26 protein-coding genes and 1 tRNA gene are annotated in these 25,175 nt (G+C 69.7%); 3 read left to right on the plus strand and 24 right to left on the minus strand.

All coding sequences use genetic code 11. The features are described from left to right. Positions 1 to 18: 18 nt before the first annotated feature. The 11 genes from prmC to ACZ67Q_RS08185 all read right to left on the minus strand — a co-directional run bounded on the left by prmC (position 19) and on the right by ACZ67Q_RS08185 (position 13,510). Complete coding sequence (gene prmC / locus ACZ67Q_RS08135) at positions 19 to 864, minus strand: peptide chain release factor N(5)-glutamine methyltransferase (RefSeq protein ID WP_469810615.1); 846 nt, start codon at positions 862 to 864, stop codon at positions 19 to 21. Positions 865 to 893: 29 nt separating this feature from the next. Further along, positions 894 to 1,961 carry a peptide chain release factor 1 gene (prfA, locus tag ACZ67Q_RS08140; protein ID WP_471178008.1) on the minus strand — a complete coding sequence of 356 codons (1,068 nt, stop codon included), beginning with the start codon at positions 1,959 to 1,961 and terminating at the stop codon, positions 894 to 896. 111 nt (positions 1,962 to 2,072) lie between these two features. Next, positions 2,073 to 2,294, minus strand: a complete 222-nt coding sequence (gene rpmE, locus ACZ67Q_RS08145) for a 50S ribosomal protein L31 (protein ID WP_190013247.1) — start codon at positions 2,292 to 2,294, stop codon at positions 2,073 to 2,075. A 242-nt stretch (positions 2,295 to 2,536) separates the two neighbouring features. Continuing rightward, positions 2,537 to 3,673 carry an LCP family protein gene (locus ACZ67Q_RS08150; protein ID WP_471178012.1) on the minus strand — a complete coding sequence of 379 codons (1,137 nt, stop codon included), beginning with the start codon at positions 3,671 to 3,673 and terminating at the stop codon, positions 2,537 to 2,539. Positions 3,674 to 3,939: 266 nt separating this feature from the next. Further along, positions 3,940 to 5,934: a transcription termination factor Rho gene (gene rho, locus ACZ67Q_RS08155; protein WP_471178014.1), complete on the minus strand. Its 1,995-nt coding sequence runs from the start codon at positions 5,932 to 5,934 to the stop codon at positions 3,940 to 3,942. A gap of 420 nt (positions 5,935 to 6,354) precedes the next feature. Then, positions 6,355 to 7,272, minus strand: a complete 918-nt coding sequence (gene thrB / locus ACZ67Q_RS08160; RefSeq protein WP_471178017.1) for a homoserine kinase — start codon at positions 7,270 to 7,272, stop codon at positions 6,355 to 6,357. 288 nt (positions 7,273 to 7,560) lie between these two features. Then, positions 7,561 to 8,619 (minus strand): threonine synthase, encoded by a 1,059-nt coding sequence (thrC, locus tag ACZ67Q_RS08165; protein WP_471178019.1) that lies wholly within the window; start codon positions 8,617 to 8,619, stop codon positions 7,561 to 7,563. A 6-nt stretch (positions 8,620 to 8,625) separates the two neighbouring features. Further along, positions 8,626 to 9,915, minus strand: a complete 1,290-nt coding sequence (locus ACZ67Q_RS08170; protein WP_471178917.1) for a homoserine dehydrogenase — start codon at positions 9,913 to 9,915, stop codon at positions 8,626 to 8,628. Positions 9,916 to 10,108: 193 nt separating this feature from the next. Then, positions 10,109 to 11,500: a diaminopimelate decarboxylase gene (gene lysA / locus ACZ67Q_RS08175; protein ID WP_471178022.1), complete on the minus strand. Its 1,392-nt coding sequence runs from the start codon at positions 11,498 to 11,500 to the stop codon at positions 10,109 to 10,111. A 19-nt stretch (positions 11,501 to 11,519) separates the two neighbouring features. Continuing rightward, the gene (nrtL, locus tag ACZ67Q_RS08180) at positions 11,520 to 12,722 is read right to left on the minus strand and encodes an ArgS-related anticodon-binding protein NrtL (protein WP_471178024.1); all 1,203 of its coding nucleotides are present in this window, start codon (positions 12,720 to 12,722) and stop codon (positions 11,520 to 11,522) included. 242 nt (positions 12,723 to 12,964) lie between these two features. Next, a complete protein-coding gene (locus ACZ67Q_RS08185) occupies positions 12,965 to 13,510 on the minus strand; it encodes a response regulator (protein ID WP_471178920.1) in 546 nt (181 codons plus the stop codon). A 137-nt stretch (positions 13,511 to 13,647) separates the two neighbouring features. Between ACZ67Q_RS08185 and ACZ67Q_RS08190 the strand changes: the two genes are divergently transcribed. Both ACZ67Q_RS08190 and ACZ67Q_RS08195 read left to right on the plus strand, forming a co-directional pair. Then, positions 13,648 to 13,719, plus strand: a tRNA-Arg gene (locus ACZ67Q_RS08190). A 478-nt stretch (positions 13,720 to 14,197) separates the two neighbouring features. Then, complete coding sequence (locus ACZ67Q_RS08195) at positions 14,198 to 14,719, plus strand: hypothetical protein (protein WP_268692135.1); 522 nt, start codon at positions 14,198 to 14,200, stop codon at positions 14,717 to 14,719. A gap of 176 nt (positions 14,720 to 14,895) precedes the next feature. Here the strand turns inward: ACZ67Q_RS08195 and ACZ67Q_RS08200 are convergent, their stop codons facing one another. From ACZ67Q_RS08200 to ACZ67Q_RS08260, 13 genes are all read right to left on the minus strand, one after another. Next, positions 14,896 to 16,269, minus strand: a complete 1,374-nt coding sequence (locus ACZ67Q_RS08200; RefSeq protein ID WP_471178027.1) for a tyrosine-type recombinase/integrase — start codon at positions 16,267 to 16,269, stop codon at positions 14,896 to 14,898. Further along, positions 16,266 to 16,460: a helix-turn-helix transcriptional regulator gene (locus tag ACZ67Q_RS08205; protein ID WP_471178030.1), complete on the minus strand. Its 195-nt coding sequence runs from the start codon at positions 16,458 to 16,460 to the stop codon at positions 16,266 to 16,268. Before ACZ67Q_RS08205 ends, ACZ67Q_RS08200 begins: the two co-directional genes overlap by 4 nt. Then, on the minus strand, positions 16,436 to 17,755 hold the full coding sequence (locus ACZ67Q_RS08210; RefSeq protein ID WP_471178033.1) for a replication initiator: 1,320 nt from the start codon (positions 17,753 to 17,755) through the stop codon (positions 16,436 to 16,438). Before ACZ67Q_RS08210 ends, ACZ67Q_RS08205 begins: the two co-directional genes overlap by 25 nt. Positions 17,756 to 17,885: 130 nt before the next feature. Next, positions 17,886 to 18,143, minus strand: a complete 258-nt coding sequence (locus ACZ67Q_RS08215) for a SpdD protein (protein ID WP_471178035.1) — start codon at positions 18,141 to 18,143, stop codon at positions 17,886 to 17,888. A gap of 14 nt (positions 18,144 to 18,157) precedes the next feature. After that, positions 18,158 to 18,352 carry a hypothetical protein gene (locus tag ACZ67Q_RS08220; RefSeq protein ID WP_125498404.1) on the minus strand — a complete coding sequence of 65 codons (195 nt, stop codon included), beginning with the start codon at positions 18,350 to 18,352 and terminating at the stop codon, positions 18,158 to 18,160. Between the two features lie 10 nt (positions 18,353 to 18,362). Further along, positions 18,363 to 18,554, minus strand: coding sequence for a mobile element transfer protein (locus ACZ67Q_RS08225; protein ID WP_254588184.1), 192 nt, complete (start codon positions 18,552 to 18,554; stop codon positions 18,363 to 18,365). Next, entirely contained in the window at positions 18,554 to 18,745 is a 192-nt protein-coding gene (locus ACZ67Q_RS08230; protein ID WP_471178038.1) for an RING finger protein, read from the minus strand. The genes ACZ67Q_RS08225 and ACZ67Q_RS08230 overlap by 1 nt, the downstream gene beginning before the upstream one ends. Positions 18,746 to 18,763: 18 nt before the next feature. Continuing rightward, positions 18,764 to 19,393, minus strand: a complete 630-nt coding sequence (locus ACZ67Q_RS08235) for a DUF2637 domain-containing protein (protein ID WP_471178039.1) — start codon at positions 19,391 to 19,393, stop codon at positions 18,764 to 18,766. 82 nt (positions 19,394 to 19,475) lie between these two features. Next, a complete protein-coding gene (locus ACZ67Q_RS08240) occupies positions 19,476 to 20,849 on the minus strand; it encodes an FtsK/SpoIIIE domain-containing protein (protein ID WP_471178041.1) in 1,374 nt (457 codons plus the stop codon). 5 nt (positions 20,850 to 20,854) lie between these two features. Next, entirely contained in the window at positions 20,855 to 21,205 is a 351-nt protein-coding gene (locus tag ACZ67Q_RS08245) for an SCO3933 family regulatory protein (RefSeq protein WP_471178044.1), read from the minus strand. A gap of 128 nt (positions 21,206 to 21,333) precedes the next feature. Continuing rightward, positions 21,334 to 22,062 (minus strand): GntR family transcriptional regulator, encoded by a 729-nt coding sequence (locus ACZ67Q_RS08250; RefSeq protein WP_471178046.1) that lies wholly within the window; start codon positions 22,060 to 22,062, stop codon positions 21,334 to 21,336. 89 nt (positions 22,063 to 22,151) lie between these two features. Beyond that, positions 22,152 to 22,589, minus strand: a complete 438-nt coding sequence (locus ACZ67Q_RS08255) for an ATP-binding protein (RefSeq protein ID WP_471178049.1) — start codon at positions 22,587 to 22,589, stop codon at positions 22,152 to 22,154. Positions 22,590 to 22,867: 278 nt separating this feature from the next. Next, entirely contained in the window at positions 22,868 to 23,608 is a 741-nt protein-coding gene (locus ACZ67Q_RS08260; protein WP_471178051.1) for a GntR family transcriptional regulator, read from the minus strand. 85 nt (positions 23,609 to 23,693) lie between these two features. On the opposite strand from ACZ67Q_RS08260, the gene ACZ67Q_RS08265 reads away from it, so the two are divergent. Continuing rightward, positions 23,694 to 24,806, plus strand: coding sequence for a DUF1152 domain-containing protein (locus ACZ67Q_RS08265; RefSeq protein WP_471178053.1), 1,113 nt, complete (start codon positions 23,694 to 23,696; stop codon positions 24,804 to 24,806). The last annotated feature ends 369 nt before the right edge of the window (positions 24,807 to 25,175 follow it).

Below are 25,175 nucleotides of genomic sequence, written 5' to 3' on the forward strand. Positions count from 1 at the left end.
TCGAAGACTGGGTGGTGCTCACGGCAGCGCCTTGCGGGCGGTGGCGAAGCGGGGGCGGTTGTTGAGGTCGGGGTGGTCGGCCGCGTCGGCCCAGCCCTTCTCCTCGGTGAAGATCCACGGCACCTGGCCGCCCTGTGTGTCGGCGTGCTCGACGACGACGAGGCCGCCGGGGCGCAGCAGGCGGTGCGCGGTGCGTTCCAGGCCGCGGATGAGGTCCAGGCCGTCCTCGCCGGAGAACAGGGCGAGCTGCGGGTCGTAGTCGCGGGCCTCGGGGGCGACGTACTCCCACTCGGTGAGCGGAATGTACGGCGGGTTGGAGATGACCAGGTCGACCTGGCCGTCCAGGTCCGGGAAGGCGGTCAGGGCGTCGCCCTGGCGCAGTTCGACCCGGGAGCCCTCCATGTTCTTGCGCGTCCAGTGCAGGGCCTCGTCGGACAGCTCGACGGCGTACACGCGCGAGCGCGGCACCTCCTGGGCGAGGGCCAGCGCGATGGCGCCGGAGCCGGTGCACAGGTCGACGATGCACGGCTCGACGACGTCCATGGCGCGGACCGCGTCTATGGCCCAGCCGACCACGGACTCGGTCTCCGGGCGCGGCACGAAGACGCCGGGGCCGACCTGAAGCTCCAGATAGCGGAAGTAGGCCCGGCCGGTGATGTGCTGCAGCGGCTCGCGCTGCTCACGGCGGGCGATGACCTCCCAGTACCGGGCGTCGAAGTCGGAGTCCTTCACGGAGTGCAGCTCGCCGCGCTTGACGCCGTGCACGAACGCGGCGAGCTCCTCCGCGTCGGTGCGCGGCGAGGGCACGCCCGCGTCGGCGAGCCGCTGAGTGGCCTGGGCCACCTCTGCGAGCAGCAAATTCACGCACGTCCTCCGGAGGTACTCGTAGTGGCTTACGCGGCGGCGAGCTTGGCGGCCGAGTCCGCGTCGACGCAGGCCTGGATCACCGCGTCGAGGTCGCCGTCCAGGACCTGGTCCAGGTTGTACGCCTTGAAGCCGACGCGGTGGTCGGAGATGCGGTTCTCCGGGAAGTTGTAGGTGCGGATCTTCTCGGAGCGGTCGACGGTGCGGACCTGGCTGCGCCGGGCGTCGGCGGCCTCCCGCTCCGCTTCCTCCTGCGCCGCCGCCAGCAGCCTGGAGCGCAGGATACGCATCGCCTGCTCCTTGTTCTGGAGCTGGCTCTTCTCGTTCTGGCAGGAGGCGACGACTCCGGTCGGCAGGTGCGTGATGCGCACGGCGGAGTCGGTGGTGTTCACGGACTGCCCGCCGGGGCCGGAGGACCGGTAGACGTCGATGCGCAGGTCGTTCGGGTTGATCTCGACGTCGACCTCCTCGGCCTCGGGCGTGACGAGCACGCCGGCCGCGGAGGTGTGGATACGGCCCTGGGACTCGGTGGCGGGGACGCGCTGGACGCGGTGCACACCGCCCTCGTACTTCAGGCGGGCCCACACGCCCTGGCCGGGCTCGGTCTGGCCGCGGGTCTTGATGGCGACCTGGACGTCCTTGTAGCCGCCGAGCTCTGACTCGGTGGCGTCGATGATCTCGGTCTTCCAGCCGACGCGCTCGGCATAGCGCAGGTACATGCGCAGCAGGTCACCGGCGAACAGGGCGGACTCGTCGCCGCCGGCGCCGGCCTTGACCTCGAGGATCACGTCCTTGTCGTCGCTGGGGTCGCGCGGGACGAGGAGGAGGCGCAGCTTCTCCGTCAGCTCCTCGCGCTGCTTCTCCAGCTCCTTGACCTCGGCGATGAAGTCGGGGTCGTCGGCGGCGAACTCGCGCGCGGTCTCGATGTCGTCGCCGGTCTGCTTCCAGGAGCGGTACGTGGCGACGATCGGGGTGAGCTCGGCGTAGCGCTTGTTCAGCTTGCGGGCGTTCGCCTGGTCGGAGTGGACCGACGGGTCGGCGAGCTTCTTCTCCAGCTCGGCGTGCTCGCTGACGAGTTCCTCGACGGCCTCGAACATCTTGGGCTCCTGCTACTGCGTGACAAAGGGGGAAGGCGGGCGACCAAAAACGCCGGTCCCGGCGCACACGCCACGCGGGCGTGCGGCCGTGGACCGGCGAAATGGGGCTCGCTACTTCTTGGAGCCGGCGGCCTTGCCGAAGCGGGCCTCGAAGCGGGCCACACGGCCACCGGTGTCGAGGATCTTCTGCTTGCCCGTGTAGAACGGGTGGCACTCGGAGCAGACCTCGGCCCGGATGGTGCCCGAGTCGATGGTGCTGCGGGTGGTGAACGACGCGCCGCAGGTGCAGCTGACCTGCGTCTCGACGTACGCGGGGTGGATGTCGCGCTTCAAGGTGTCTCCTAGGTTTCGGGAGGGCGCCGGGTCGCCTGCCGCGGGGTGCGGGGGCGTGAACCGGAGCCGACGTACCAGTCTGCCAGGACTGGTGCCATCCTCCCAAACCGGGGGTGCGGCTGTTCTATTCCTGTGGTGCGCGCACCGGGGTGCCTGGGGTGCGCCATGGGCGGGTGCGGGTGCGTCGTGCGCGGTCGCGCCCACGCGGCGGAGCCGCACATCGCCTGCGGCCCCGCGCCCCTTCAGTTGGTCACCACGCCGTTGGCTTCCCCCGTGGCCGTTCCTTGCGTGGCCGACTCCGGGATGGGGCGGTCGTTCTTCAGGGCGTTCCAGACCATCTCGGCCTTCGTCTTCTCGACCAGGACACGGTTACCGTTGTTCGGGTCGTACTGGACCGGCATGGTGACCATCGTCATGTTCGCGGGGCTGATGCCCTTCAGGCCGTTGGCGAAGGACATCAGGGAGTTCACCGAGCCGAGGCCGGAGTCGGCGGTGACGGCCTTGGTGGAGGTGTCGGCGAGGTCGTAGAGCTTCTTGGGGCTGGTGAAGACCCCGATGTCCTTGACCTGCTTGACCAGGGCCTTGATGAACGCCTGCTGGAGCTGGATACGGCCGAGGTCGGAGCCGTCGCCGACGCCGTGCCGGGTGCGGACCAGGCCGAGCGCCTGCTGACCGTCGAGGCGGTGGGTGCCGGCCTTGAGGTTCAGATGGCTCTCGTGGTCGGCGATGTCCTTGGTCGTCGTGATCCGGACCCCGCCGAGTTCGTCGATGAGCTTCTGGAAGCCGGCGAAGTCGACCTCCAGGTAGTGGTCCATGCGGACGCCGGTGAGGGCCTCGACCGTCTTGACGGCGCAGGGCGCGCCACCCGTGGAGTAGGCGGAGTTGAACATCACGCCGTGCGCTGCGTCGTGGGTGGTGCCCTGGGTGTCGGTGCAGGCGGGGCGGTCGATGAGCGTGTCGCGCGGGATGGAGACCACGCTGGCCTTCTTGTGGCCCTTGTACACGTGGATGATCATCGCCGTGTCGGACCGGGCGCTGCCGTCGTCCGCGCCGCCGCCGAGCTTCTTGTTGCTGCCGGAGCGGGTGTCGGAGCCGAGGACGAGGATGTTCTGCGAACCGTTGTCGACCTTCTGGGGCCGGTCGGTGCCGAGCATCTGGTTGATGTCGATGCTCTTGATGTTGCCGTTGAGCTTGAAGTAGACGTACCCGAGTCCGGTACCGCCCAGCACGACGATTCCCGCCGCCGTCCAGGCCGCGATCAGGACGCCTCTGCGCCTGGCGCGGGGCTTGCGGCGGCGGCCCTTGGCTCGACGGCCCGGGCCGCTGCTGTTCCCGGGCGCCTCGGGTATGCCGGGACCCGGCGTGCTCTCGGCGGTCATGTGCTCCTCAGCTCGTCTGGGATCCATGGTCGCCCCGATTGGTCAGACGGGGAAACTCGGGAAAGGGTTGCACAACACCCCGTGACCGAAGCGCGCAAACACGGTCACTTTCCGTCACAAGCAGAGCCGGTCGTACGCCGCTCACCTGCACGTTTCCCCGACGGTCACCGAACGGGCGCAAACAGGTCGCTGTGGCACAGATCGCAGCAAAGAGATGAGGGCCGCCCCTTGCGTGGGGCGGCCCTCATCTTTATGCGCAGTCGACGTCAGTCACCGTTACCCGGCGTCGGCGTCGTCTTCTGGATCTGCATCAGGAACTCGACGTTCGACTTGGTCTGCTTCATCTTGTCGAGGAGCAGCTCGATCGCCTGCTGCTGGTCCAGCGCGTGCAGGACACGGCGGAGCTTCCAGACGACCGCCAGCTCCTCGTTGCCGAGCAGGATCTCTTCCTTACGGGTACCGGACGCGTCGACGTCCACCGCCGGGAAGATGCGCTTGTCGGCGAGCTTCCGGTCGAGCTTGAGCTCCATGTTGCCGGTGCCCTTGAACTCCTCGAAGATCACCTCGTCCATGCGGGACCCGGTGTCCACCAGCGCGGTGGCGAGGATGGTCAGCGAGCCGCCGTCCTCGATGTTGCGGGCCGCACCGAAGAAGCGCTTCGGCGGGTAGAGGGCCGTGGAGTCGACACCACCGGACAGGATGCGGCCGGACGCCGGGGCGGCCAGGTTGTAGGCACGGCCCAGACGGGTGATGGAGTCCAGCAGGACGACCACGTCGTGACCCAGCTCGACGAGGCGCTTGGCGCGCTCGATGGCCAGCTCGGCGACCGTGGTGTGGTCCTCGGCCGGGCGGTCGAAGGTCGAGGAGATGACCTCGCCCTTGACCGACCGCTGCATGTCGGTGACCTCTTCCGGACGCTCGTCGACCAGGACGACCATCAGGTGGCACTCGGGGTTGTTGTGGGTGATCGCGTTGGCGATCGCCTGCATGATCATGGTCTTGCCGGTCTTCGGCGGGGCCACGATCAGACCGCGCTGGCCCTTACCGATCGGCGACACGAGGTCGATGATGCGGGTGGTCAGCACGCCCGGGTCCGTCTCCAGGCGGAGGCGGTCCTGCGGGTAGAGCGGGGTCAGCTTGTTGAACTCCGGGCGGCCACGGCCGTGTTCGGGCGCCATGCCGTTGACCGAGTCCAGGCGGACCAGCGCGTTGAACTTCTCGCGGCGCTCGCCCTCCTTCGGCTGGCGGACCGCGCCGGTGATGTGGTCACCCTTGCGCAGGCCGTTCTTGCGGACCTGGGCGAGGGAGACGTACACGTCGTTCGGACCCGGCAGGTAACCGGAGGTCCGGATGAAGGCGTAGTTGTCGAGGATGTCCAGGATGCCCGCGACCGGGATCAGGACGTCGTCCTCGGCGATCTGCGGCTCGGTGGCGATGTCGTCGCGGCCACGGCGGCCACGGCGGTCCCGGTAGCGACCGCGACGGCCACGGCGGCCGCCCTCGAAGTCGTCGTCGTCCTGCGGGCCGTTGTTGCGGTCCTGACGGTCCTGGCGGTCCTGGCGGCCGCCGCCCTGCTGCTGGCCCTGCTGCTGACCGCGCTGGCCGCCCTGCTGGTCGTCGCCCTTGCGGCGGTCGCCGCGGTCACGGTCGCGGTCACGGCCGCGCTCACGGCGGTCGCGGCGGCGGCCCTCGCCACCGTCGCCGGCGTCACCCTTGGCGTCGCCCTGCGGCTGCTGCGCGGGCGTGTCGGCCTTGGGCTCGCTCTTGGCCTCGGTGGCGACCGTCTCGGGGCTGCCGGCCTCGGCGGTGGCGCGGCGACGCCGGCGCTCGCTCGGGGCGTCGTCGGACGCCGGCTGGCCGGGGATCTCGATCTGCTGCTGGGCGACGGCCTTCTCGGCGGGGGCCTGCGCGGCCTTCTCCGCCTTCTGCTCGCCGTCCGCGCCGGCCTCACCGGTGCGGGCCTTGGAGGTGGCGCGGCGCTTCGGCTTGCTCTCGGCGGCGGGCTCGGCGGCCTTGGGAGCGCTGCCGGAGGCCTGCGCCTCCTTGATGACCTCGATCAGCTGGCTCTTGCGCATCCGCGCGGTGCCCCTGATGCCGAGGCCGGAGGCGACCTGCTGCAGCTCGGCCAGCACCATGCCCTCGAGGCCGGTACCGCGGCGCCGCCGGGAGCCGGCACCGGAGGCAGGCGCGGAGGCGTCCGTGGCGGGCGCGGCAGCGGTCTCCTCGACACGTGCGCCCATCAGATCGGTGGTGTCGCTCACGAAGGGTCCTTCCCTGGAGCGGACGTCGGCCTGTCTGGCTCGGCGACCGGTTGTGCTGTCCGACTCCGGTCCTTGCTGTGTGGACGGAGCCGGGGCGGTGGTCCGCCAAAGCGGCGGAAGAAATTTCTGGTGATGGCGCTACCTCGAGCCGTGGCACCCGGTGTCACGTGGCGTGGTCGCACCGATTCCGAAGCTCCCCCAGAGGGGGTACCCCCACCATCGGTCCGCTCAGTGCCCGCATACGCCGTACTGCCCAGATACGACGTACGAAACACGGTGCGGCGTGGGGAGCTCCCGGAAGAATGTCTGTCCCGGACGGGGACACGAGGCACCTCGCCATGGTGGGGTCGGGTGCAGACTTGAGATTAACACTACCGGATCCAACAAACATTCCCCCTCTCTTAATCCGGCAAGCGTGTGTCAGGTCGCGAGCGGCAGCACGCTCGCGCCCTGCAGGTCCAGGCTCAGCCGATTGGCCGCCCAGTCCGCGCCCGCCAGAGCCTCGATCTTGTCCGCGCTGGCCGCGTCGGCGAGCGCCATGACGGTGGGTCCGGCGCCGGAGATGACGGCCGGGACGCCGTCGGCGCGCAGCCGCTCCACCAGCGCAGCGCTCTCCGGCATGGCCGGGGCGCGGTACTCCTGGTGCAGGCGGTCCTCGGTGGCCGGCAGCAGCAGCTCGGGGCGCCGGGTGAGGGCCTCGACGAGCAGGGCGGCGCGGCCGGCGTTGGTGGCGGCGTCGACGTGCGGAACGGTGCGCGGGAGGAGACCGCGGGCGGTTTCCGTCAGTACCGGCTTTCCGGGCACGAAAACCACCGGAACGATGGAATCGGCGGGCTCGAGCCTGATCGAGCGGGCGGCGCCGGATTCCATCCAGGCGATGGTGAAACCGCCGAAAAGGCAGGGGGCCACATTGTCCGGATGGCCCTCGATCTCGGTGGCCAGCTCCAGCAGGGCGGCGTCGTCGAGCTTGGACTCGCCGCCTATGGTCACGGCGCGGGCGGCGACGATGCCGGCGCAGATGGCGGCGGAGGAGGAGCCGAGGCCGCGGCCGTGCGGGATGCGGTTGGCGCAGACGATCTCCAGGCCGCGCGGCTGGCCGCCCAGGGCGTCGAAGGCGGTGCGCAGGGAGCGGACGAGCAGGTGGCTCTCGTCGCGCGGCAGGGTTTCGCTGCCCTCCCCGGCGATGTCGATGTGCAGCCCGGAGTCGGCCACCCGGACGACGACGTCGTCGTAGAGCCCCAACGCGAGGCCGAGGGCGTCGAAGCCCGGGCCGAGGTTGGCGCTGGTGGCGGGGACGCGCACCCGGACGGCGGCGGCGCGGAACGCTGGACCGGCCATCGCTCGTTGACTCTCCTTGAGCTGCGTGATGGTCGAATGAATCTCGAAAGGTGCCGAGAACCCTGGGGCCGCACGAGACGCGCGGCACTGCGGCACATGCGGTGGGGGGCATATGCGGCGGGCGGGTTGAGTACAGCCTATCGAAGGAAGGTTCTGTGGCGACATAGGGCGCACAGGAGGCGCACGATGCGTGTCGCGAGCCCCCTGTGCCCCCGCCGTGGGGAAGCTCCCCAGGTCGTGGCCGTTCACGCCCGGACCTCGGTGAGGCCCGGGCGTATGCCGCACGGGTTACGCGAGGCCGAGGCGCTCGGCGGCGGTGGCGGCGTCGACCGGGACGGTGACCGGCTGCGGAGCGCCGGCGACGGCCCAGTCGGGGTCCTTCAGGCCGTTGCCGGTGACGGTGCACACGATCTTCTGGCCCGGGTCGACCTTGCCCTGCTCGGCGGCCTTGAGCAGACCGGCGACGGAGGCCGCGGAGGCGGGCTCCACGAACACGCCCTCCTGCGACGCCAACAGGCGGTAGGCGCGCAGAATCTCACGGTCCGTCACCTCGTCGATGGCACCGCCCGATTCGTCCCGCGCGGCCAGTGCGTACTCCCAGGAGGCCGGGTTGCCGATGCGGATGGCGGTCGCGATGGTCGACGGGTCCTTGACGACCTCGCCGCGCACGATCGGGGCGCTGCCGGAGGCCTGGAAGCCCCACATCCGGGGCGTACGGGAGGCGATCCCGTCGGCGGCGTACTCCCGGTACCCCTTCCAGTACGCGGTGATGTTGCCCGCGTTGCCGACCGGCAGGACGTGGATGTCGGGCGCGTCGCCCAGCATGTCCACGATCTCGAAGGCGGCGGTCTTCTGACCCTCGATCCGCACCGGATTGACCGAATTGACCAGCGCGACCGGGTAGTTGTCGCTCAGCGCGCGGGCCAGCGTGAGGCAGTCGTCGAAGTTGCCGTCGACCTGGAGGATCTTCGCGCCGTGCACGAGGGCCTGGCCCATCTTGCCCAGCGCGATCTTGCCCTGCGGCACGAGCACGGCGGACACCATGCCCGCGCGCACGCCGTAGGCGGCGGCCGAGGCGGAGGTGTTGCCGGTGGAGGCGCAGATGACCGCCTTGGCCCCCTCCTCCTTCGCCTTGGAGATGGCCATGGTCATGCCGCGGTCCTTGAAGGACCCGGTCGGGTTCGCGCCCTCGACCTTGAGGTGGACCTCGCAGCCCGTGCGCTCGGAGAGCACCTGCGCGGGCACGAGCGGCGTGCCGCCCTCGCGGAGCGTCACGACCGGCGTGGTGTCGGATACCGGCAGCCGGTCCCGGTACTCCTCGATGATTCCGCGCCACTGGTGGGTCATTGCTGGTTACTCTCCTTCAACCCGCATGATGCTGGCGACACCCCGCACGGTGTCGAGCTTGCGCAACGCCTCGACGGTCCCGTTCAGGGCCGCGTCGGACGCGCGGTGGGTGACGACGACGAGAGAGGCCTCGCCGTCCTTGCCCTGCTGGCGCACGGTGTCGATCGACACCCCGTGCTCGGCGAAGACGGTCGCTACCTGGGCGAGCACACCCGGTTTGTCCGCCACGTCGAGGCTGATGTGGTAGCGCGTGACGACGTCGCCCATGGGCGACACCGGCAGGGCGGCATACGCCGACTCGCCGGGCCCGGTGGACCCGGTGAGCCGGTTGCGGCAGACGGCGACGAGGTCGCCGAGCACGGCGGAGGCGGTCGGCGAACCGCCGGCGCCGGGGCCGTAGAACATCAGCTGACCGGCCGCGTCGGACTCGACGAACACGGCGTTGTACGCGCCGCGCACGGAGGCGAGCGGGTGGGTCAGCGGAATCATCGCGGGGTGCACGCGCGCGGTGACGGACCGGCCGTCGGCGGCCCGCTCGCAGATGGCGAGCAGCTTGATGGTGCAGCCCATCTCCTTGGCGGAGGCGAAGTCGGCGGCGGTGACCTCGGTCATGCCCTCGCGGTAGACGTCGTCGAGGCGCACGCGCGTGTGGAAGGCGATCCCGGCGAGGATGGCGGCCTTGGCGGCGGCGTCGAACCCTTCGACGTCGGCGGTCGGGTCCGCCTCGGCGTATCCGAGCGCGGTGGCCTCGTCGAGGGCCTCCTGGTACCCGGCGCCGGTGGAGTCCATCTTGTCGAGGATGAAGTTGGTCGTGCCGTTGACGATGCCGAGCACCCGGTTGACCTTGTCGCCGGCGAGGGACTCGCGCAGCGGGCGGATCAGCGGGATGGCGCCGGCGACGGCGGCCTCGTAGTAGAGGTCCCGGCCGTGCTCCTCGGCGGCGGCGTGCAGGGCGGCCCCGTCCTGGGCGAGCAGGGCCTTGTTGGCGGAGACGACGGAGGCGCCGTGCTCGAAGGCGGTGGTGATGAGCGTGCGGGCGGGCTCGATACCGCCGATGACCTCGACGATCACATCGATGTCGCCGCGCTTGACGAGGGCGGTGGCGTCGGTGGTGACGAGGGCCGGGTCGATGCCCTCCCGGACCTTGCCGGGTCGCCGTACGGCGACCCCGGCGAGCTCGACGGGGGCGCCGATCCGGGCGGCGAGGTCGTCGGCGTGCGTCGTCATGATGCGCGCCACCTCTGAGCCGACCACTCCACAGCCCAGCAGCGCCACCTTCAGCGGACGCGTACGCATCATCCGACCTCGTTTCCTCATACCGTCTACGGTTGGACCAGTCTCACTCACCGGACGGGATTTTCTGCCCTTGGTCCGGATTGTGAGACGTTTATTTCATTTCCGGACGGGGTGGAAGCCGGAAGATCTTCCGCCGCCGTCCGGGGTTCATCCGCCCGTCACCCGACATCGAGCGTCACCCGACCATCGAGCGTCACCCGACATCGAGACGGAGGAGGTCCTCCTCCGTCTCCCGCCGGACGATCACCCGGGCCTCGCCGTCCTTGACGGCGACGACCGGCGGGCGGAGCACATGGTTGTAGTTGCTGGCCATCGACCGGCAGTACGCCCCCGTCGCGGGGACGGCGATGAGGTCGCCCGGCGCCACGTCGGCCGGCAGGAACGCGTCCCGCACCACGATGTCGCCGCTCTCACAGTGCTTGCCGACGACCCGGGCGAGCATCGGCTCGGCGTCGGAGGAACGGGAGACGAGGGCGACGCTGTACTCGGCGTCGTACAGCGCGGTGCGGATGTTGTCGGACATGCCGCCGTCGACGGAGACGTAAGTGCGCAGCCCTTCGAGCGGCTTGACGGTGCCGACCTCGTACAGCGTGAAGGCGGTGGGCCCGACGATGGCGCGCCCTGGCTCGACGGAGATCCGGGGGGTGCGCAGCCGTGCGGCCTCGCACTCCCGCGTGACGATCTCGCTGAGCGCCTTGGCGATCTCGTGCGGCTCACGGGGGTCGTCGTCGCTGGTGTACGCGATGCCGAGCCCGCCGCCGAGGTCGATCTCGGGCAGCTCGACCCCGTGCTCGTCACGGATGTCCTTCAGCAGCCCGACCACCCGGTGGGCGGCGACCTCGAACCCGGACATGTCGAAGATCTGCGACCCGATGTGCGAGTGGATCCCGATCAGCTCGATGCCGTCCAGCTGAAGAGCCCGCCGCACGGCTTCGGCGGCCTGACCGCCCGCGAGCGGAATCCCGAACTTCTGGTCCTCGTGGGCGGTGGCGATGAACTCATGGGTGTGCGCCTCGACACCGACGGTGATCCGGATCTGCACGCGCTGACGCACGCCCAGCTCCTGGGCGATGTGGGCGACCCGCACGATCTCCTGGAAGGAGTCGAGCACGATCCGCCCCACCCCGGCGGCGACGGCCCGGCGGATCTCCTCGCTCGACTTGTTGTTGCCGTGGAAGGCGATGCGCTCGGCGGGCATCCCGGCGGACAGCGCGGTGGCCAGCTCCCCGCCAGAGCACACGTCGAGGTTGAGCCCCTCCTCGTGCAGCCAGCGCACGACGGCCCGGGACAGGAACGCCTTGCCCGCGTAGAAGACGTCGGCGTCGGGCCCGAAGGCGGTACGCCAGGCACGCGCGCGGGCCCGGAAGTCGGTCTCGTCGAGGATGTAGGCGGGGGTGCCGTGCGTCTCGGCGAGAGTCTTCACATCGATCCCGCCGACGGTGAGCACGCCGTCCTCACCGCGCTCGACGGTCTGGGCCCACACCTTGGGGTCGAGGGCGTTGAGGTCGGTGGGCGGGGCGGAGTAGTGCCCCTCGGGAAGGACGTCGGCGTGACGGGGCCCGGCGGGATGTGCGGAACGGCTCATGTCTGGGTCTCTTTTTGGCTCAGAGGTGGTCGGGTGCGTCGATGCCGAGCAGGGACAGGCCGCCGGCCAGCACCGTCCCGGCGGCTTCGGCGAGCGCGAGCCGGGCGCGGTGGGCGGCCGAGGGTTTCTCCTCACCGCGCGGCAGCACGCCGGGCAGCAGCACGAGCGTGGCATCGGCGACGGTGACGAGATGCCGGGCGAGCCGGTCGGGGCCGCGGTGGGTGACGGCGGCGCGGAGGATGCGGGGGTGGTCGGCGAGGGCGGCGAGGAGCTGGCTCTGCCGGGCGGTGGCTTGGGTGTGCCGGGCGGTGGCGGGGTGGGTGTGGCCGTCGGTGGCGGAGTGGGTGTCGCCGTCGGTGGCGGGGTGGGTGTGCCCGTCGGCGGTCTGGCTCTGCGGGTCGCCGGCGGGGTGGGTGTGCCCGTCGGCGGTCTGGCTCTGCGGGTCGTCGGCGGGGTGGGTGGGCCGGTCGGCGACGAGGGAGCTGTGCCGGTCGGCGGTCTGGTTCTGCTGCTCGACGGCTCCCGGCTCGGGGCCGAACCCGAGATCGGCGGCGTTGCGGTGCAGGGCCCGGGTGCGGGCGTGGGCGTACCGGACGCGGAAGAGGGGGTTGGTCTCCCGCTGGACGAGATGATCGGCGGTGATCCGGGGCCGGTCGTGCGGGGCCGGATGGAGCAGGGCCCAGCGCGCGGCGTCGGGGCCGAGGGGGGTCGGGTCCTCGGGGGCGGGAGTGGGGCGGAGATTCACGTCCTGCGCGTCCGCGTGGCCGATCTCGACGCGCGCGCCTTGCGAGGCGGCGATCCGCGCGAGGGCGTCGGCGACGACTTCGGCACGGATCTCGTACGGCACCCGGAGTTCGATGACCTGCCCGGCGAGGGCGTCGGTGTGGCCGTACGCGGGCCCCTCACGCAAGATGCGCCGGACGAGGTCGGTGTTGCTCGTGTCCGCGAGGCTGATGTTGAGGAACCCCGGGCCGGTGATCTCGACGCGGGTGACGCCGTCGGCGTGGACGAGGCGGTCGCGCAGCACTTCGGCGACGTGCTGCGGGGGCCGTCCGGCGGAGCGGGCGAGCTGGAGGGCGATGTTGGTGGCGTAGTCCCCGCACCCTCCGGGCCCCGGCACGGTGACCACGGCCCGCTCGGGGACGCTCACCGTCAGCTCCCCCTCGTCGACAGCACGACGCACCGCGCACAGCACGGTACGGGAGAGCTCGACGGGGGTCACGGGACAAGCGTAGGGGAGGAGGGGGGTGGGTAGGCGAGCGGGTTTCGGGGGGTCCCGGGATGTGGACGGGAGGCTTTCCGGGGAGCGGGGTTCCCGGGGGTGGCGTTCCCGGGGGTGGCGTTCCCGGGGGTGGCGTTCCCGGGGGCGGCCGGCTTCCACAGCAGCCCGCGTACTCGACGCCCACCGTGCGCGGCCTCCCCCAGGGGACCGCAGGCTCTTCGCCGCGCCCTCTCCCCCGATGGTCAGCTTTCGCCGAGTGCCGTGCGCTCGGTGTCGTCGGCGGCCGAGGCGTCCTCGGTGTCCACGGAAACGACGGAGTCACGCTCCCCCGCGCCCTCACCGCGGCCGCCGCCCTCACGCCCGCGCTCGATCAACTCCCGGACGACCCGAATGAGTTCATGCGGCTCGAAGGGCTTGGCGAGGAACGCGTCGACACCGGCGTCGAGGCCGGCGTCGACCTCGTACTCCGGACAGGCGCTGACGATGGCGACGGGCAGGTCCCGGGTACGGGGGTCGGCACGCAGCCGGGCGACGGTCCGGAGCCCGTCCAGCCGGGGCATGACGACGTCGAGGGTCACAAGATCGGGCTGCACCTGATGCACGACATCCAGACACTCGGCACCATCGGCCGCGGTCACGACCTCGAGACCCTCCAGCTCGAGGTTGACCCTGATCAGTTGCCGGATGACCTTGTTGTCGTCCACCACAAGCACCCGGCCCGACGCGCCTGACACAACTCGAGAGTAGGTCCGGACCGGCCATCGCGTCCGGGTTTTGGTGACTTCCACCCCGTGCGAGGGATGTGGCCTCACGAAGCTGACGCCCCGCACCTCCGGAAGATCGACACGGACCCCGAAACCCGTTCATGACCACCCGGTAGGAGCTGGTAGTGTTCTACCCGTCACCGCGACCGAGCGGACGACACGCCCCCGTAGCTCAGGGGATAGAGCAACGGCCTCCGGAGCCGTGTGCGCAGGTTCGAATCCTGCCGGGGGCACCCAGCATGAGGTGCCCAAAGACCCCGTCACCAGCGGAAACGCTGAGGCCGGGGTCTTCGCGTATGTGCAGGCGTATGCGGCCCGAAGCGGCCGTATGCCGGGATCTGTGGACGAGGCGTGGACGGGATCTTGGAGCATCGCCGCAGGTGAGGTCCAGGAACAGCGAGGCCCGGACAAGGCACTCCACGGCGCCGGCGAGCGCCTGGAGCCCTGAGGCAACCTCGCGAGCGAATCACTCAGGACCTCAGCCCCATCGTCAACTGCTCGGGTCCGGGCTTACCTCCAGACAACCCGGCTGAGTTGGCGACTCCCCCGGCTGCAACAGCCCGAAGGCCGTCCTCCACCCGCAACAGCCCGTCAGGGCATCAAGAGCTCGCCGTCCCGGAAGAGGTGTACGCGTGTACACGCGTGAGCGTGTGTGAGTATGCTTGAGTTCACATACACGCACTGAAGCGTGCATGAGTGAGGGGAGGGTCGATGCGCCTACTTGAAGGCACACCGCAGGAGATTGCTGAGTTTCTTCGGCTGACTGGTGCGGACGAAGACAACGACTCGGGGGCGCCAGTCGAGGTGGCCGTTGATAGCCCCGTCGACGCCCTGGAGTGGGCCCAGATCACCGATCTGGTCCATGGCCGAGCGCGAAGCGCGGAGACCGCTAACCGAGTGCTCGACTTCCTCCGTGGAGTAGTCGAACTCGGCAACGTCGAGATCGGCCCAGGCGAGTCCGAGCGCACACAGGACGGTCGCACTGACTACGTCATGGTGCACGACGCCGGCGTTCGTCGGTTTGGGGCGGTTGCTTATGTCAAGCCCCGGAACGGGGGCCTGACCTTGCGTCTGACGAAGGAGGATGTGGCCGACCTGAACGAACCGCACGTGAGTTACCGCGACGTGCGGCCCGGTCATCAGTACGTCGTGAATTGCCCGCTCCGCGACGACGCAGCCGTCAAGACGGCACTGCGGCTCGTGCAGCTGGCTCTGGCGAAGGTTCGCCAGTAGACGAGAGGTGACACCGAACACCCCGGTAGCCGCTGTACACATGCAGCCGCATCCCGAGCGGACGGCTTAAATCAGAGCCCATGCAAAGGCTCTGCGTACGCGTTCAACTGCGAGACAGTGCGCAAACAGCGAGGCCCCTGGGATAACTCCAGGGGCCTCAGGCACGGGTGATGGCCTCACTCATACTCGCGAAGCAGATCTTCGATGCGCCGGTTGGCGACGTCCTGCCGTCCGTCGAGGCACTTCGCGTAACGGGTCAGCAGGACCTCAACGCTGTTGCCAGCCCGCTCGGCAACCTCGGTGGGATCGACTCCGGCGTTGAGCCACGTCGACAGTGCCGAGTGCCGAAGGTCGTACGGCCTGCTCGCGAGCGGCGATGCGGCGACGGTCGGCGGAAGCGCCAGGAATCGCGCCTCCTGCCACACGCGGTAGTAGGTCGAGGACGGGACGACCGAGCCCTTCTCACTGAAGAACAGGCGCCCGTCCTCCGCCGTGCCGAATGTGGCCAGGTGCTCGCGCAGCACGACGACGAGCTGGGGCGGGATGGGCACACGCCGAACGTCCTCAGCCGGTCGGTTCTTGAGCCCGCGGTCGTCGTGAGTCTCCCCCGAGTCCGTCCACTGCTTGCCGACCGAAGGACGGGTCCGGTGGAGCAGCGCCGATCCCCAGCCCTGCGCAGGGAGGACAAGGTCGGTCTCGACCAGACCGACCGCCTCAGCGGGGCGGAAGCCACCGAAGTACATCGCCGCGAACAGCCCGACGAGACGCCGGCCGCGAGCACGCCGGTAACCGCCGATGTAGGACACTGCCGCCAGGAGATTGCGGGCCTGTTCCGGGTTGGCGACAACGCGCGGATCGACCTGGTTCGAGACCTTGGGCTTCTGCCAGCGAACCGCCGTGATCGGATTCTCTCGCAGCTCCTCCAGGTCGGCCGCGTAGTTCGCAGCGTTGACGAGGGTCCGTCGCTTCCGCCGCACGGTCTCGGCAGCTGCCGCGGTGCCGTCGAGCTTGAGCTTCAGCCCGTCGAGCACCGCGCGGGCCGTTGCCGGTTCAGCGAGGTCCGCGAGCGGCCGGGAAGCTGTTGCCACCCAGTGCAGAACGTTCCGGACGTTGTCCGGGACTTCCCGGTCGTCGGGCCCTGGCAGCACGAAGGCCCAGTTGCGTAAGGCCTTGCGGATCTCCTCGTCGGACGGCCGCCCAGCACGCTCCGCCAGCAGTTCTATGGTCACGCTGGTCAGAGATTCGTTGATTCCGTCTCGCGTATTGGGTGCAGCGTGCGGCCACTTCATCGCGAGATACCTGAGGGCGAAGTCGTACCAGGACAACGGCGACTTCTTCTCTTCCATCGAGGCCGGAAGCCCAGTCTCCGTGTCGAACTCTTCACCGCCCCGCATGGCACTCATCAGCTTCGCCCGGTAGTGATCAGCCAGCGCTTTGGTACGGAACGAGTCAGAGAAGACGTTCCCCGCGACGGACCAGCGGACGCCGTACGAAGGCGTCTTGGTGTCCCGCTTGCGTACGCCCCAGACCTTGACGTCGAGAGACTTCACGCTGCCTCCTCCAACTGCCTAAGCCACGAGGTGAAATCACTGCGCCAGACCCGAAGCTCACCGTTGGGAAGCTTGAATGCGACGGGCCCCTGTCCCAGCTCGCGCCAGCGGTAGAACGTCCGTCGAGAAACGCCGCCCAGCTCGTCCAGAACTTGGCGAACAGTCATCAATTCGTCGCGGCGGGCGTCCATGTCGGCTCTCCTTCCGTTCCGGGGGCGGGTTCGAGGGATGCTGCGAGCCAGGCTTCTGCGCGGGACAGGCCGGTGCCAGCGAAGACCCAGTGCGCGAGGACCAGCATGGTTTCGCCGTCCTGCGGGACGGGCGGAGCCGCTTGGGCTCGGCGCCATTCGGCGCGCGCGTCGCGGAGGGCGCCGAGGGTGGTGGAGTAGCGGCGGGACTTGGTGGAGAAGTGGCCGCGGAAGCCGAGCATGTGGGCCCAGGCCCGCAGGCGGAGGTCTGCCAGCTCGGGACGGGCACCTAGGGTCCAGGCGGTGCGGATCATGCGGCGGGCGTGGTCGGTGATCCGGGCCTGAGCCAGCTCGGCGAGGAAGCGGATCGGCCGGTCCAGGGTGCCGGTCGCTGTCTCGGCTCCCTTGGTGGCGTACTTGGCGATGTACGCCGCTACCGCCCGCTCGGTCAGCTCCTGGCCGCCGTCGAAGTCGGCGGAGCGGATCGTGCGGACGTCGAGTTGTCGGCCGAAGACGAAGGCGTGGGCCCGTTCGTCGATCACCGGGCCGTCGACTCGCGCGGTGACGGCAGCGGCCCGGACGGCGTCGGTCAGCAACTCGGCCGAGGCCCAGGAGGGAGGCGGACAGTCGACACCGTCGGGGCCGTCGAGGCGGATCACTGCGTGGAAGTGGACGGCGCCCCGCTTCTGGTACTCAGCGACCTTGGCGAAGGAGATACGGGCGTGGTCCCGGAATGCCCGCTGGGTGAGGCCGGCTCGCTTGGCGACCTCCCGGCGGAGGTAGATCGAGAAGCGCCGCCACAGGGCACCCGCGTGGGCATTCCAAAGGACGGCCGCTTCGTAGTCGTAGGTGTCCGGGTTGAGGGGCGTGCCCAGGACCGGGTCCTGGTCGTCGTGGCGGAGACCGCAGCGGCAGGGGCGCAGGCCCGACGGGCGGTTGTGGACCGGGCCGAAGCCGGGGGCGGTGAAGGTGGCGAAGACGCGCGGGTGGGTGGCGACCCGTTCGGGTGTGCCCTTGCCGCCGCGGAGCCCGGCGGTGATCAGGTGGTAGGTGTCGCGGCGGTAGGTCTCGGCACAGGCCGCGCACCGGGTGTCGCGGCGGTTGTTGCAGCGGACGAGGAGTTGGCCGGCGGGCAGGGCCGTCGAGTCCAGGTGGTGCAGGACGCGGCCGATCTCACCGGTTGTCCGGTCCACTGCATATTCGGTGCGGTGGCCGTCGAGGCGGACGGGGCGGGTGCAGCCACCCAGGCCGGACAGTTGGCGGCCGAGCTCGGGCAGGGTGCCGAGGGCCGCCAGCATGGAGAGTTCCGCCAGCGGAGGCGGAGTCTGCCGGGTGATGATGGGACTTCCTTTCGGCTGTTGCGACAGTTGGGAGGGGCGGCCCCGGGGCGGCGGGATGCTTGGCGGCGTTTGCCGCCCCGGCGGCCGGTTAGCGCTTGTTTGCGCTGCTGATGAGGGAGCGCAGGACTACGGCGGCGATGGCCACGGACACGGCCGAGACGGCGACCGCCGCCAGGAGCGCGGTGAGCACGATCCCGACGACGACCACGGCGGCGACCGCGCTGACACCGACACCCATGTACGGGGCAACCGGGCGGCCGGCCGAGGAGGCCGGAGCCTGTGCCTGCTGAGGTGTGACGGTTGTCGTCGACGGAGTCGGGAGGTCGGGCAGCTTGGGACGGAGCACTGCGGTTCTCCTTGTCACTCGTGGGTGCCGTTGACGACGTCGACCCCGGAACGGGTGCCGGACTCGATGGCGGGGGCGAGGAAGGTGTGCGAGAGCCAGAAGCCGAACAGCGCGATCACGACGGCGACCCAGAGCCGGACGCCGAGGAACCTGATCGCGGCCCAGGCGATGACGCCCAGGACGAAGACGAGCGGCAGCGAGACGGTCACGGGAGCTCCCTCAGCGGACGGCGCAGCGGTGGGTACGGGCGGCCAGCTCGGCGGCGGCGCGGCTGTCGTAGTCCGTGGCGAAGCCGCAGCGTGGAGCCGTGCAGGCGGCGGTGTGCTTCTCGCGGCCCCGGCCGTCGTAGTAGGTGGCGACCTGGACAGGGCCGATGCGGGCGACGTTGCGGAAACGGCGGTTGGCGGTCATCAGCGGGTCTCCTTCGGGGCTTCGCCGGTGAAGTCGGTGACGTGGTCGGCCAGCCAACGCAAGATCTCTTCGCCCTCGTAGCTGTCGGCGGTGAGGATCACGGGCTCGGCGATGAGCACGGCTTCGGAAAGGCGGTTCTGGCGGGTCAGCTCGGCGGCGCGTTGCAGCGCGCGGAGCGTGGACGGGCGCACGGTGGGGAGTCCTCCGGGTCAGGTGAGTTGGGTGGCGATGGCTTCGGCCAGCGGCAGCGGGACGCCGAGCCGGGCGCGAAGGGTCGAGGTGTCGATGGGCGTTCCGGTCCGGGCGCGGTGTTCGTCGGCGACCTTGCGCGCGAGCGTGACGAGCGCCGGCGGGACCGGGGTCGTGGAGGGCGGAGCCGGTTCCGGCTCAGCAGCGGGCAACTCGGCTGTAGAGGCGGCGGCTTCGGGCGCCGTGGGTTCCGGAGCCGACCTGCGCTCAGCTGTCAGGGCATCTGCGGTCACTCCGTGGGCGAGCAGCGTCCCGCCCAAGAAAGCGACCGCGGGCCATCCGGCGACGAGGATGCGCAGCCAGGCCGGTACGGCGCCCAAGTCGAGCAGCCCGGCCGTGGCGACGTTGGCGCCGAGCGAGGCGGTCAGGGCAACGAGGAACCAGCACCACCCGGCCGCTTTCGCCCCGCCGGAGCGAAGCCGCCGCCAAGCCGCCACCAGCAGCAGATCGACGGAGACCGGGTACGCCCATGCCTTCCATCCGTGCTGTCCGGCAGCCGAGGCCAGGTCGTGCAGGTGGGCAAAGGACAGCGCGGCGGCGATCAGCGCTTGGACGAGTACGGCGTCAAGGCGGACGGGCAGGGCACGCACGGCGCGACTCCTTCCGGTTCCGGGCATGGAGGGGGTAGGGACGTGGCACGGGACGGCCGTGCCGGCCGTGGGCGGGGTGCGCTTACTCGGTGACCGGGTGAGCCGTGGCCACGGGCCCGGACGCCTCTACCGGCAGCGATGGGACGTACGGCCGGAAGGGGGAGAGCGCCGGTACGTCGGGGACGAGGTTTGCCGTCGCGCGGCAGGCGGCCGCAGCGTCGGCGAGGGAGAGGTAGGGGGTGCGGATGCGGGACCAGCCGCCGGAGGTGTCGCCGACGACGGCCAGGCCGGGCAGCTCGGGGGCGATGGCGCAGGCCGCAAGGACGGCCTCAGGGGCGATGTCGCCGAGCGCCATCTTGGCCGAGGCTTCGTCGTTCACGCGGTGGCAGACGCGTCCGGTGAGCTGAGCGCGGAGCATGGTCGCGCCCTTGCCCAGTTCGGCGCCGAAGCGCTGCCCGCAGACTTCGAGGTAGATCCCGGCTGCCCGGCCGAGTTGGGCGAGGCGGATGAGCTGGGTGACCATCTCGTCCCGCCGTTCCTCCTCCTTCCGCGTGGCGACGAGGAAGAGTTCGGCCACCTCGTCGATGAAGAGCACGATCGGGGCGGGACGTTCGTCCTCGGGCAGTCCCCAGATGTCCGAGGTGATCAGCTCTTCCGGGGTGCCGGGCGCGATGCCCTGCCGGGCCTTGATCAGGTCGTATCGGCCCTCCATTTCCTTGACGAGCGCGGGAAGCAGCTCGGCCGCCTGGTCCGGGTCGATTGCCAGGGCGGAGAGCCGAGGCGCGAAGGGCGCCAGCTCGACCCCGCGCTTGCAGTCGATTCCGACCAGGACCACCGGGTGAGCAGCAAGCCCGGTCAGCAGGTTCCGCAGGTACATGGACTTGCCCGAGAGCGTGGCCCCGAGCACCAGCTCATCCGGAACGGTCCGGTAATCCCGCACGAACGCGGTTGCGTCCTCCCGTAACGCCACCGGCACCTGAAGCGGGCCGCTGTCGAGGCGACGGGGCATCCGCACCTTGCGCAGCACATCGAAGCCGACGAGCCGCAGTTCGACGACGCCGGGCTTGATGTCCCGCACGTGGACGGCGTGGACACCCCAGGCGTGCCGGAGACGTTCGGCCGAGGCCGCCACGTCCGCCGGCTCCTGGCCCGGGGCCAGCCGCAGGCGCACGCGCAGGCCGGTCGTGGTGGGCCGGATGATGCCGCGACGAGGAGGTACCGGTCGGATCTCACGGCGGGTGGTTGCCCGGACAGCCAGCGCCCGCCACCGGGCCGGCGGCACGGTCAGGCCGCAGGCGTCCATGGTCGAGGAGTACGAGGCCAGCAGCCGGGCCACCGAGAACGGCAGCCCGACCGTGGACCAGTACGCCGCCGGATAGGCGTGCCGGGCGTAGGCTGCACCGCCTATCACAGCGAGCGGACCGCCCAGCTCAGCCAACGTCACCAGGTCCGTCACAACGATCAGCCCGCCTGAGCCATCGGGAAGGCCCCCGGAGCAACGGCGGTCGCCCGGTAGGCGATGCCGTGCCGCTCCTGACCGTTGAAGACGCTCTGCCACGGCCGCGCCACCAGACCCGGCAGCGAGACCGGAGCACCGACCGTCAGGCCCTCGGTCACTCCACTCTCCGGGACGCTGACCTGGATCAGCGACGACTCGCCTTCGTCGATGTAGACGACGCCGACGGTCATCAGCGCTTCACCGGTCACCGCATCCTTGGCGATCTCGCCGGTCTGCCGGTCCCGCACCTTCGGCGCCGGCGCTTCGGTGAGCAGGATCGTGGCGGTTGAGGCGTCAACGCGGATCACACGCACAGGGATTTCTCCTTCTGAGAGATGATCAACCTGCCGACCTGACAAGTTGACTTAGCAAGTTCGAAGCTAGGGATGCCAGGTTGACTTGTCAAGTTGCTCATCGGAGAGTTTTACCCAGAGGGGCGGCATCAGCTCAGGCGGTAGGTGCCCTCAAGCTCCTGCCGGTCAGCCGGGAGGAGCACGTCAGAGACCTGCAGGGCACGGCCGGAGGCGTCACAGGCGACGACCAGGACGCTCAGCACGGGAACACCGTCGGGCAGATCCAGTAGCTCGGCCTCACGCGCTTCGGGCAACCGAGCGGAAACCCGCTCGGTCACATGGTCGAAGCGGACTTTTTTCCGCGCTTCGAGGTGTTCGCGCGTACTCCCGTTCAAAGGCTCGTCGGCCCCCAGCTCAGTACCCTCGGCCAGGCCGACGGGGAAGTACGACGAGACCAACTCGACAGCTTCGCCGTCCTCTTCGACCAGGAAGCGGCGCACGAGGACTTCGGCCTTCTTCGGCAAGCCGAGCGCTGAGGCGACACGAGCCGGAACAGGCACGTGCCTGACGTCGATCAGATGACCCGCGCCCTGCGACTCGTCGCGCTCCAGCGCCTCACGCCCCCGCCGGTCCTTCTGTTCGACGACTTCCGGGCGGCCCCGGACGATCGTGCCGTACCCCTGCCGGGACTCGAGCCAGCCATCCCTCTTCAGCAGCTCCAGCGCCCGCACGACGGTCGGGCGGGACATACCGAAGGCTTGCACCAGCTGGTTCTCACTCGGCACACGACTGCCCGGCGCATACGTGCCGTCCTCGATGCGACGCTGGAGCGTCTGCGCGAGGCGCACGTACTTCGGTGGCTCCACTTCATACGCCATGAACGCCGCCTGTCGAGATTGGCCAAGTCAACTGGTCAACCAGACTAACGACAGTTTCAGGTCTGCAGTAGGAGGGGTGGGCTATCCCGTCACGCCGGCCAGGCATCAGCCACCACGAAGGAGACGACCGTTCCGCCGAAGTAGCTGGGCCCAGAGTGCCAGGAGTCGGCGATGGAGTCGACCAGGAGCAGCCCCCGTCCATGGGCGTCGTTGGCTTCTGGGTGCCGCAGTTGCACGTTCGCCGGAAAACCCGGGTTGTGCACCTCGACGCGGAGCGACGTGGCCTCACGGAACCACTCGACCCGCACCAGCCATGGGTCATCCGACTTTCCGTAGCGGATGGCGTTGGTCACCAGCTCCGAGATCATCAGCGTGCAGTCGTCGATCGAGCAGGCAGGGTTGTACGGAGCGATGAACTTCCGGAACCAGCGTCGCGCGCGGGGTACGGACTCCGGCACGGGATGCAGGGTCATCGCTCCGAGCCGCGGTGAGTCCTCGCAGGGATATCGGTCGATCGTGTAGACCATGCGTGCTCACTCCTTGCCGCTGCCGTCGCAGTCGAGGCAGCGCCGCTTCGACGTGGCACGGCTGCGGTCATTGGCCGTGGAGAGCGCCAGCGCCGTTCGGGAGCCGACGCGCTTCCATCCACGCCCCCGACACCCCCGGCAAGCTAACCGCGCCTCCTGCACCGGCCGCCGACTCGTCACGTCGTGCCCCCTCCTCTTCCAAGTGGCCTTAGCCACTTTGTGGATAGTGGCATTAGCCACTTGGGAAGTGCAAGCGGTTCGCCGGAACTGGCGAGTCGTCAGGTGAGCGGGTAGCCCTGCTCGAACGCCCAGCGGTGCGGCGGGTAGGTGGCTTCGGCGAACTCCAGAGGCCGGTCCTGAAGGTCGAAGACGACGTGATGGATGACGAGGACCGCGGACCCAGGCTCCAACTGCAGGTCGGCCGCTTCCTCGTCCGTGGCGGCCCGAGCACACATGCGGTCTTCCGCGTAGCTGCCTTGGCGCCCCGTCATCTTCTCGACGTACATGAGCGTTCCTTCCTGGATCCGATCGGGTTCCAGGAGCTTGGGCGCGCGCTGACCGACGTCCGGGGCGAACCACGAGGTGGACAGGGTGATCGGGCCGTCCTGGCTGTTCGTCACGCGCCGGCGGTGAACGGCTCGACGATCCTTCACCAGGCCCAAGGCCTCAGCGACGTAGTCCGAAGCCTCCAGCCAACCGGCCGAAGTGATCACCGCATACTCCCCGGGCGTGTAGATCTTCCCGGTCTGCCGGGCCCGCCCGTACAACTCGCGTGCACGTCGGTTCACTTCAAGGCTGCGCACGTACGTCCCAGAGCCCTGGCGCTTCTCAACCAGGCCCTGATGACTAAGCGCCTCCAGTGACCGCGCGGCCGTGGGCCGGGACACCTTCCAGTCCGCGGCGAGTTGCCGTTCCGAGGGGACCTCGTCCCCCGGCCGCAGGTCACCCCTGAGGATCTGGTCACGGATGTAGTGGGCGATCTGGAGATACTTCGGTTGAGCCTCTTCGATCTGCGGCATCTCCCCTCCCTTCCTCGTCCAAGTGGCTATGGCCTTTAGCCACTATAGGGTGAGTGGCCAACCTGTGAACCCGTAGTCTGAAGGCATGACGCGGTTGATCGTCGCAGCAGGAGGAGGGGGCGACGCAGTCGCCGCCGCAATGCTTCACGCCGCCCTCTACGGCGACGAGGACCAGGCGGTGATCCTCACCTACTCCTGGGACCGCCTCCTGATCGACCCGCTCCCGGGGCCGCGGCGACCCGCCGACTTCACCGGCCTGGAACGCCTCACCCCAGCCGTCTGGACAGTGCCGGCGCAGGCCTGCCCGATCGCACCCGCAGGCTCCACACTCCCCCGACTTGCGGCAGAGCTCCCTCACACCTTCGCGCTGCTCGACCCCCACCAAGGAGCAGAAGGCCTCACCCACCAACTCGAAGAGCTCGTAAGCCAGCTGGAGCCCGAGTCGATCGACCTCCTGGACGTGGGCGGAGACATCCTCGCGCGAGGCGACGAGCCGACACTGAAGAGCCCACTCGCCGACGCCCTCACCCTGGCGGCGTGCTGCCAAGTGAACGCACCCGTGCGACTCCTGGTGGCGGGCCCTGGTCTGGACGGCGAGCTTCCGCCGAAAGACCTAAGTGACGTGCTAGGCCCCGTCGTCCGCACCTTGACCGCAAGCGACGCAGAGGTGATCAGCGCAGTCCTGGAGTGGCACCCGTCCGAGGCGACCGCGCTCCTCGCGGCGACGGCCCGAGGCGTGCGGGGCACGTGCGAGATTCGGGACGCAGGGCTCCCCGTACCGCTCACAGACGACAGCCCGACGGTGCACGAGGTCGACCTGGACGACGCCGTCAGCCGCAACCAGCTAGCCCGAGCCATCATGGCGACCGCGCACCTGGATGAGGCCGAGGCCCACAGCCGTGAGATCTGTGGTTACTCGGAGATCGACTACGAGCGCAACAAGGCCCTGTGGCTCATGGAGCAGCAGCCGGCCAAGTTGGACCCGGCCGCGATCTGGGCTCAGCTCGACCAGTTCGAAAACGAAGCCCGAGCCCGCGGAGTCACCCACACGACCTTCCGCCGACTCACCGAGGCGCTGGGACTACCCGGCAGTCAGCGTGAGAACCTGCGTGCTTTCCTTATCGAGACCAGGCCGCATCAGTACGCGGCGCCGCTATGGGAGCTGTCTGCCGTCGAGGACGAGCAGCAGGGGCAATGAGTGTCTTCAGAAGCGATCTCAGCCTGGAGGCACGGGACGCCACCGGCACCGGAGCTGAAGTCGATGTGCCTGAACCTGGTCACCGGCAACATCAGGCTGTCGATCCTCTGGACGCAGGAGATCCATCTGTCCGCCTACGGCGCCGAGCAGGTGGCCAAGGCCCTTCAGCAAGCCGCCGCAGAGTCCCGAAGCATGGCGAGAGCCGAAGCCCCTGGAATCGCAGAGGAGCAACCAGGCCCACCAGCGGCCTGAGTTACAACTTTCTTCACGGGTTCAAGGCCCTTCAGCAAGCCGCCGCAGAGTCCCGAAGCATGGCGAGAGCCGAAGCCCCTGGAATCGCAGAGGAGCAACCAGGCCCACCAGCGGCCT

It is taken from the genome of Streptomyces sp. NPDC036813, assembly GCF_055609245.1.

Bases quoted from the DNA above. Each gene is read 5' to 3' on its own strand.
- prfA (WP_471178008.1), bottom strand. From the start codon at position 1,961: ATGTTCGAGGCCGTCGAGGAACTCGTCAGCGAGCACGCCGAGCTGGAG.
- ACZ67Q_RS08150 (WP_471178012.1), bottom strand. From the start codon at position 3,673: ATGACCGCCGAGAGCACGCCGGGTCCCGGCATACCCGAGGCGCCCGGG.
- thrB (WP_471178017.1), bottom strand. From the start codon at position 7,272: ATGGCCGGTCCAGCGTTCCGCGCCGCCGCCGTCCGGGTGCGCGTCCCC.
- thrC (WP_471178019.1), bottom strand. From the start codon at position 8,619: ATGACCCACCAGTGGCGCGGAATCATCGAGGAGTACCGGGACCGGCTG.
- ACZ67Q_RS08170 (WP_471178917.1), bottom strand. From the start codon at position 9,915: ATGCGTACGCGTCCGCTGAAGGTGGCGCTGCTGGGCTGTGGAGTGGTC.
- lysA (WP_471178022.1), bottom strand. From the start codon at position 11,500: ATGAGCCGTTCCGCACATCCCGCCGGGCCCCGTCACGCCGACGTCCTT.
- ACZ67Q_RS08195 (WP_268692135.1), top strand. From the start codon at position 14,198: ATGCGCCTACTTGAAGGCACACCGCAGGAGATTGCTGAGTTTCTTCGG.
- ACZ67Q_RS08205 (WP_471178030.1), bottom strand. From the start codon at position 16,460: ATGGACGCCCGCCGCGACGAATTGATGACTGTTCGCCAAGTTCTGGAC.
- ACZ67Q_RS08210 (WP_471178033.1), bottom strand. From the start codon at position 17,755: ATGCTGGCGGCCCTCGGCACCCTGCCCGAGCTCGGCCGCCAACTGTCC.
- ACZ67Q_RS08225 (WP_254588184.1), bottom strand. From the start codon at position 18,554: ATGACCGCCAACCGCCGTTTCCGCAACGTCGCCCGCATCGGCCCTGTC.
- ACZ67Q_RS08250 (WP_471178046.1), bottom strand. From the start codon at position 22,062: ATGGCGTATGAAGTGGAGCCACCGAAGTACGTGCGCCTCGCGCAGACG.
- ACZ67Q_RS08255 (WP_471178049.1), bottom strand. From the start codon at position 22,589: ATGGTCTACACGATCGACCGATATCCCTGCGAGGACTCACCGCGGCTC.
- ACZ67Q_RS08260 (WP_471178051.1), bottom strand. From the start codon at position 23,608: ATGCCGCAGATCGAAGAGGCTCAACCGAAGTATCTCCAGATCGCCCAC.
- ACZ67Q_RS08265 (WP_471178053.1), top strand. From the start codon at position 23,694: ATGACGCGGTTGATCGTCGCAGCAGGAGGAGGGGGCGACGCAGTCGCC.